Origin of the sequence: Barnesiella sp. CU968 (assembly GCF_905219685.1) — a bacterium.
GTDB lineage: Bacteria > Bacteroidota > Bacteroidia > Bacteroidales > Muribaculaceae > Lepagella > Lepagella muris_A.
Genome location: NZ_CAJMXD010000448.1, coordinates 1 through 2,161 on the forward strand (window position 1 = coordinate 1; position 2,161 = coordinate 2,161).

General features: G+C 45.6%; 1 protein-coding gene and 1 pseudogene. Both read right to left on the bottom strand.

Translation table 11 applies throughout. The annotated features are described in order from the left end of the window. Positions 1-685 (bottom strand): annotated as a pseudogene (locus tag JX312_RS12610) (hypothetical protein); the annotation flags it as partial. Between the two features lie 134 nt (positions 686-819). Further along, on the bottom strand, positions 820-2,161 hold a 1,342-nt coding region (dcm, locus tag JX312_RS12615), incomplete at its 5' end, for a DNA (cytosine-5-)-methyltransferase (protein WP_370541513.1).

The window sequence follows — 2,161 nt, forward strand, 5'->3', positions numbered from 1 at the left end:
ACTGTCTGGGGGTGAAACAGAGGTCGGCGGTCTCCACCGGCTGCGGCAGCGGCAACTGGAAGTTGAAGCGGTTGCGGTCGCCTTCGAAAATGACAACTTTCTCTTTTCTTTTCTCAGTCTCGTCAGAAGAATATTCGGTGTCATATTTCTTCAGTTCAGCGCGGGTTATCGAACCTGATTTCGCGCTAAGCTCAAGCTTAAGCACATCATTTTCCAGAAGCACCTTTGAATCGGAACTACCGAGGAATTTTGAGAACTTGCCGTAGCGTCCCAGCGATTCGGACATAGCCTTTACAGCTGCAATCGCCTTGCGTTGGCGGTCAATGCCCACTTTCTTTATGTCGCCTCGGGTTATGTCACCCCAGGCGAGCTTGTCGCCTTCGACCTCAACTGTTCCCCAGATTGAATCACCAGCGAGAGTGAGGTTAACCGGACCCTGTGTGAGACGGTATGCGCGGGTTGAGTCGGAAAGAGTTTCCGGGACACCGTTGTCAACGATGTTTTTCACGAGCCATTCGTGTTCTGTTGGACTAAGAGAGTCGGCGAGAGCTGCCACCGGGGCACCCTGCGATGTTCTTTCAGACTCGGTGTTGCTGTCGCTGTCAGTGTGTTTGGGCTGCAGCCACATGAAAATCAGGAAAACGGCAAGCATCATCAGCAGACCGTTAAGCGTATTCTTATCCATTAACCGGAATAATTATTGGGTTGTGGTTTTATTATTTACTTACAAAATGCAAAGTTAATCCAAATTCATGGAATTTGCAATATTTAGAATTTGTCTGTTTTTCACGATATTCATGTATGTTGCAAAATATCAGACTAATCGAACAGGCTGAGTTGTCTGTGACGTGATTGTATTGTAGATGTCCCGGTTCTTAAGTCTTTTACAACTACAAGTTTTTTCTGTGCATTCAGGATTGACAGGACTTCTTCGGAACACTCTGATGTCGCGGAAGGATTCATCTTTTCCATTTCATTAAGCATCCTTATTATGGCTCTGCCTACGGCCCATGCAAGATTTACAGGTACAGCGTTGCCGATTTGTTTATATTGATCACTTAATGTGCCTTTAAACATCCAATTGTCAGGGAATGTCTGAATTCTTGCGTATTCTCTTATGCTCAAGGGTCTTGTAAATAAGGGATGGCATCTTTCCGTTTGCTTTTGACAGGGAGAGCATGTCAGGGTCAGAGATGGTTCTTCAAGGGAAAGTCTTCTTGCCATTCCAGTTTTTCCGCCTCCCAGATACCAGCTTCCGCCCATGTAGTCTCTGGCAACATCATCCGGAAGATCTCTCCAGTCTCCGCCCGGCGGCACAAGTTCAAGAACCTTTTGTTTCTTTAATGGATATGATGCACCGTTCGATTCTGGTACATCAGTATCGTATATTTCGCTTTTGTAAAAGGCATCCTTAAGGGTCATTATGCGGCTGAAAGGAGACGGCCATTCAAATCTGGCGATAGGTGCCAGGTCATTTCTCACGGCAATAAGTATGATGCGCTCCCTTTTCTGAGGAACCTGATATTTGATTGCTTTCAATACTCTCGGAGGAATCAAAGTATACCCCAATTCGTATATTATGTTGCAGATAGTCTTGAATGTGCGGCCATTGTCGTGAGAAACAAGTCCCTTTACATTTTCACCCATGAAAACTTTTGGCTGTATTTCTTTTACGGCTCTTGCCAATTCAAAAAACATAGTGCCCCGGATGTCATTAAAACCTCCCTGTTTTCCTGCGTAAGAAAACGCCTGACAAGGGAAACCGCCTGAAAGAAAATCTATTTTTCCACGCAATGGAGTGAAGTCGATATGACGTACATCGCCTTCAATTATGTTCCATTCCGGACGGTTCACTCTGAGTGTATTGCATGCCGATTTGTCAAATTCATTAAGCAACACATGTCTGAACCCTGCTTTTTCCATTCCCAATGCCAAGCCTCCACCTCCGGCAAAGAGTTCTATTGAATTGAATACGCGCACCGGTCGTGTAGTAAATTCATCTGACCATCGGCTGTCAAGCATTTCAGCCACATCCTCGATATCTCTCAGGTCTTCCATTTCGAAACCTGATATTCCGAGGGGAGTTTTAAATGATTTATATTTTCCTTTGCCCGCCCAACCTTTTATTGTTGCGGATGAGGGGCCGAGCAGGGCAGCGAGA